Here is a 5,116-nt window from a genome sequence, read left to right on the forward strand (position 1 = left end):
GCCTGCGCTGGGGCGAGGCTGCCGCGCTGCGCCGCCGCCACGTGAACACCCTGCATGGGCGTATCGACGTGGAGGACGCCACGGAGGAGCTAGGCGACCGGCTCGCCATCGGCACGCCGAAGGACCATCAGCGTCGGTCGGTCCACCTTCCCGCCTTCGCTTGGCGCGAAGTCCAGGACCACCTGGACCACCACGCGCCCGAGGACCCGGACGCCTTGGTCTTCGGGACGTCGAACGGCACGGCCTATTGGAACAGTGACTTTCGCCGCCGGTACTTCAAGCCCGCCGTCCACAAGGCCGGGCTCCCGCCACGGCTGACTCCCCACGGGCTGCGTCACTCCTGCGCCTCCCTCTGGCGCGCGGCGGGGGCTCGGGTCGAGGAGGTTCGACAGCAGCTGGGGCACGCCAAGGCCAGCATCACGCTGGACACCTATACCCATCTGTTCCAGGACCGGCCGGACTCCGTGCTCGACCGCCTGGACCAGCGGCATGGCGGCGGCCCGCGTGTTGCCCAAATGTTGCCCAAGGACGACGACGACGGTGTCGTAATACTCCGGAAGCGGGCCTAGGCTCGGACGCTAAACCGCGAAAACCGGCCTCTAGGGGCCGGTTCTCGCATGTTTGCGGAGGCGGACGGGAATCGAACCCGCCAGGGGGCTCAGCACCCCCTCAACGGTTTTGAAGACCGCGGGGCCCACCAGGAACCCAGACGCCTCCCCGTGCCGGTGGGCACCGGCGCAGCGTACCGGCACGACGGCCGCCCGCTTCGCCCGGCGACCGCCCCGCGCGCTCAGCTGCGGATGAGGTCGTCGGCGCGCTCCGCGAGTTCCTGGAACAGGAACGCTTCCGCCAGGCAGGCCCGGGTGAAGTCGCCCAGGTGCAGAGACTCGTCCTCCCCGTGGGCGTTGCTGGCCGGGTCCTCCACCCCTGTCAGCAGGCACGGCGCCCCGTCGAACGCGTCGCTGAACGGCACCACGAACGGGATCGTCCCCCCGCAGCCCAGAAGCGCCGGCTCCGCGCCGAACCCTGCCCGCAGGGCCGCCTGCGCCGCCTGGAACGCTGCCCCGCTCGGTTCGGTCATCCAGGGCTCGCCGCCGTGACCCGGCCGCGTCTCGACCTGCAGCCCCCACGGGACGTGGTCACGCAGGTGCTGTTCGACCAGACGGACAGCTCGCGCAGGGTCCTGGCCCGGCGCGAGGCGGATCGAGACCTTGGCGCGTGCCTCAGCCGCCAGCGTGTTCGAGGCCTGCTCGACACTGGGGACGTCGATCCCGATCACGGTGATCGTCGGCTGCATCCAGATCCGCTCCAGCAGGGGCACGTCCGGCTCGCCCATCACCTCCACGCCCGGCAGGAGGCGAGCCTCGCGCCGCAGCTGGTCGGGATCAGCGTCGAGTGCGGCGAAGCGGGCGCGCTCCTCTGCGGTGGGGCGACGCACGTCGTCGTGCAGGCCGGCGACCGCCGGTCGGCCGCGGTCGTCGGTGAGCGACGCCAGAGCCTTGAGCAACCCGCTCACAGCGTCGGGGACCGGGCCGCCCCACATCCCCGAGTGGATCGGCTGTTCCAGCGCTCTGACGGTGACGTAGACCTCGCCGAGACCACGCAGGCTGTAGGTCAGGCCAGGGACGCCGACCTTCCAGTTGACGAGATCGGCCAGGACGATGACGTCAGCGCGCAGCGTGTCCGCGTGTCCATCGAGGAACTGCGCCAGGTGCGGGGAACCGATCTCCTCCTCACCCTCCACGATCACCTTGACGTTGACCGGGAGCCCACCGCGGGCCTCCAGCCAGGATCGCACCGCGGCGACGTGCACCATGATCCCGGCCTTGTCGTCGGCGGCGCCCCGGCCGTACAACCGTCCATCGCGGACAGTCGGTTCGAACGGCGGCGAGTGCCACCGATCTGCCGTGGCAACCGGCTGCACGTCATGGTGGGCGTAGAGCAGCACCGTCGGGGCGCGGTGGCCGGCGCTCAGCCACGCGCCGTACACGTACGGGTGGGTGTCTTCCACCTCGAGCAGCCGCACGTCGTCGAGGCCCGCGCCGCGTAGCAGCTGAGCGGTGGCCTGCGCCGACCGACGGACCGGTTCGGGATCGTGGCCTTCGGCGGAGATGGACGGGATCCGGACGAGGTCACACAGCGCCTCTCGCGTGTCGTCGTCGCGTGTCAGCACCGCCCTGGCCACGTCGTCCAGGTGGTGGGGCCAGGTCCGGTCGGTCACGTTGGCTCCTGCCGTGGGCGGTCCCGCCAGTGTGCCGGAGGGTGACGGCCCCCCGTGGCGCGCCCCGCGAAGGCGGGTGAGCCGCCGGCCAGGTCGTCGTCCGCCGCCTGTGGTTGTCCCCAGTCGACGACGGGGTCGAGGAGCGTTTTGCACGGTGTTGTCCCCAGGGTCCTGTGGAAGTTGGGGAAAGCTGGGAGGTCCTGGCTGCCTGCTCGGGGACGAACGGCGACGCTCCGCACACACTGGTAAGACAGAGAGTGAACGAGGGTCCTCTGCAGGTCCGACGACCACCCCGTCACGCGATCTGCTGATCCAAAGACCCCGTCACGGACCCGCCCGGTGCTCCTGCCCGCCCAGCGGCGAGACGTCACCGCCAAGGCGGCGGGTGCGGACACTGGGCCGCTAGTCTCTGCGTCGCCGTAGCCAGCGAGTGGGCGTCGCGCAGCGGAGGCAGCATGGGTCTCGCGTTGGACCGTTGGAACCAGCTGATGAAGGCGTGGCAGGCCCAGGACTTCGACGCGATCAGCGACATGTACGCGCCCGACTCGTTGTACTCCGAGCCCTACAACCCGCCCCACCACGGCAACCTGTTGACGGTGTCGTACCTCAAGGACTTCCTGGGAAGTAAGTCGCAGCTCGAGATCAAGATGAAACGTGTCCTCGAGGACGAAGCGGAGGCCCGGGTCGCCGCCGAGTGGAGCATGTCCTACACCGCTGCCGGTCGACGCTGGAACGACCTTCCTCGTGCCTCGTTCATCGAGGTCGACGACGACGGCCGGATCGCCTACCACCGCGACTACACCTAGCACGCGCCGTGGCGCCCACCGGTTGCGGCTGGACCCCGTGACGCTCGAGCAGGCCGACCTCCACCCCGATCCCCTCCGCCAGTTCTCCGCCTGGTACGCCACCGCTTCCGTCGCACACCCCGAGGAGGTCGCGGTCGCCACCGCCACGCCAGACGGGCGTCCTTCGGTGAGGATGGCGTTGCTGCGCGGGTACGGCGAGCGCGGGTTCGTCTTCTACACCGACCGCAGCAGCCGCAAGGGCCGTGAGCTGCAGGCCAACCCCCGCGCCGCGTTGGTGTTCCACTGGGACGAACGCCAGGTCCGTGTGGAGGGCAGCTCTGCGCCGGTGTCCGACGAGGAGTCCGACGCCTACTGGCGCGGCCGTCCGCTCGAGAGCCGCTACAGCGCGCTGGCTTCGCGCCAGAGCCAACCGGTGGCCGACCGCGCCGAACTCGAGGACGACATCACCCGGTTGCGCACCCGGTACGGCGACGACCCGCCTCGGCCGCAGCGCTGGGGAGGGGTCCGCATCACCCCCGACGCGTACGAGTTCTGGCAACGCGGCCCCAACCGCCTGCACGACCGGTTCCGTTACGAGCAGGCCGTCGGCGGTTGGCGACTGCAGCGCCTGGCGCCCTGAACCCGGACGTCAGGTCGTCTCGCGGTGGGCCAGGTACCAGGCGGTCGCGCCGGCGGCGGCCGCGACGCCGATGCCCACCAGCACGGCCGACGTCGACGGGGGATCCGGCAGGTGGCTGCGCAACGTCACGGGCGAGTGGAAGTCCTGGATCGGCCAGCCCATCGCCCGGGCCGCGGCACGCAGCTCCCGGTCCGGGTTGACCGCGACCGGGTTGCCGACGGCTGACAGCATCGCCAGATCCGTGATCGAGTCGCTGTAGGCGTAGCAACGGTCGAGGTCGTAGCCGCGCGCCTCCGCCACCTGGCGCACCGCCGTCGCCTTTTGCTGGCCGTAGGCGTAGAACTGCAGCGTCCCGTCGAAGCGGCCCTGTTCGTCGACGCGGGATCGGGTCGCGATGATCTCGGGGATGCCGAGGTGGTCGGCGATCGGGCGCACCACTTCCTCCCCGGACGATGACACCAGCCACAGGTCGCGTGCGGCCGCGCCGTGCTCGTCGATCAGCTCGAGCGCCTCGCCGTAGACGACCGGGACGATCACCTCCTCGAGCGTCTCACGCACGATCCGCGCGACCCGCTCGGCCTCCCACCCCTTGGTGACCTGCAGGAGCGCGACGCGCATGGACTCCATCTTCTCGTGGTCGGCGCCCTGGAGGGTGTACATGAACTGGGCGTACATGCCCTTCAGCAGGGTGGTGGTGCCCACCAGCCCGTCGCGGTACATCTCGCGTCCGAACGCCAGCGCCGACGAACGCGCCAGGATCGTCTTGTCCAGGTCGAAGAAGGCGGCCTGGGTCGCTCCCGTCGACCGACGCGCGATCGCCTCGACGACCTCGTCGCTGAGCTGGTCGGGCGTCTCACGGGCCAGTCGCTCGGCGGTCTCCGAGCGGTTCGCGGGTGACTGCGTCAACGCCGGTGAGGGCTCCGCGGACCCGTCGGGCCGATCCTGCGTCCGGGCCTGCGTCCGGGGTCGGCCACCAGCGGCGTCCGCCGCGGCGCTGTCCTGGTCCATCCTGCGAGGGTACTCCCCGACACGGTCGGCACCGGCCGGCGGCTCCCTGTCGGTCTCGCAGCTGCGGTGCGGCGGGGCTGGCGGTCCGGCGGCGAGCGCGCGCCGCTGTCCACAGTCGGGCGCCGACCGTCGCGCCAGCGGTCGGTGCGGTGGCGTAGTGTCCGCGGCGGGCAGGGGGACGCGAGGAGCGACCCATTGCCCAGCGCACCTTCGCCCAGCGCACCGTCAACCAGGGCACCTCTGCCCAGCGCACCGTCACCCAGTGCACCGTCGCCCGCTCCACTCCCCGTGCGGTTGGAGCTGGCCGGCGTCCACGCCGACGCGATCCGCCGGTGGGTCGAGAGCGTGGTGGGGTGGCAGCCGGTCGACACGGCCGGCGGCCCCCTCGCCCCGGCGGTGGTCATCCTCACCGACGTCGCCGCCGCCTGGCAGGACGACACCCGCCCGGACACGTCCGTGGCC

The 5,116-nt window shown here is 71.3% G+C and carries 5 protein-coding genes and 1 tRNA gene; 3 read left to right on the top strand and 3 right to left on the bottom strand.

Annotation, left to right across the window (positions count from 1 at the left end; genetic code table 11):
• Nucleotides 1-569: tyrosine-type recombinase/integrase (locus M3N57_00405; GenBank protein MDP9021168.1), on the top strand; the 569-nt coding region annotated here is incomplete at its 5' end.
• 55 nt (nt 570-624) lie between these two features.
• On the opposite strand, the gene M3N57_00410 is transcribed toward M3N57_00405, so the two are convergent.
• A tRNA-Sec gene (locus M3N57_00410) sits at nt 625-717 on the bottom strand.
• Nucleotides 718-790: 73 nt separating this feature from the next.
• Nucleotides 791-2,221, bottom strand: a complete 1,431-nt coding sequence (locus M3N57_00415) for a M20/M25/M40 family metallo-hydrolase (protein MDP9021169.1) — start codon at nt 2,219-2,221, stop codon at nt 791-793.
• Between the two features lie 455 nt (nt 2,222-2,676).
• Here M3N57_00415 and M3N57_00420 point away from each other — a divergent pair, with 455 nt between their 5' ends.
• A complete protein-coding gene (locus tag M3N57_00420; GenBank protein MDP9021170.1) occupies nt 2,677-3,027 on the top strand; it encodes a nuclear transport factor 2 family protein in 351 nt (116 codons plus the stop codon).
• A gap of 37 nt (nt 3,028-3,064) precedes the next feature.
• Nucleotides 3,065-3,646: a pyridoxamine 5'-phosphate oxidase gene (gene pdxH, locus M3N57_00425; GenBank protein ID MDP9021171.1), complete on the top strand. Its 582-nt coding sequence runs from the start codon at nt 3,065-3,067 to the stop codon at nt 3,644-3,646.
• A gap of 9 nt (nt 3,647-3,655) precedes the next feature.
• On the opposite strand, the gene M3N57_00430 is transcribed toward pdxH, so the two are convergent.
• A complete protein-coding gene (locus M3N57_00430) occupies nt 3,656-4,654 on the bottom strand; it encodes an HAD-IB family hydrolase (protein ID MDP9021172.1) in 999 nt (332 codons plus the stop codon).
• Nucleotides 4,655-5,116 lie beyond the last annotated feature (462 nt).

Source organism: Actinomycetota bacterium, from assembly GCA_030776725.1.
In the GTDB taxonomy this organism is placed as follows: Bacteria; Actinomycetota; Nitriliruptoria; order Nitriliruptorales; family JAHWKO01; genus JAHWKW01.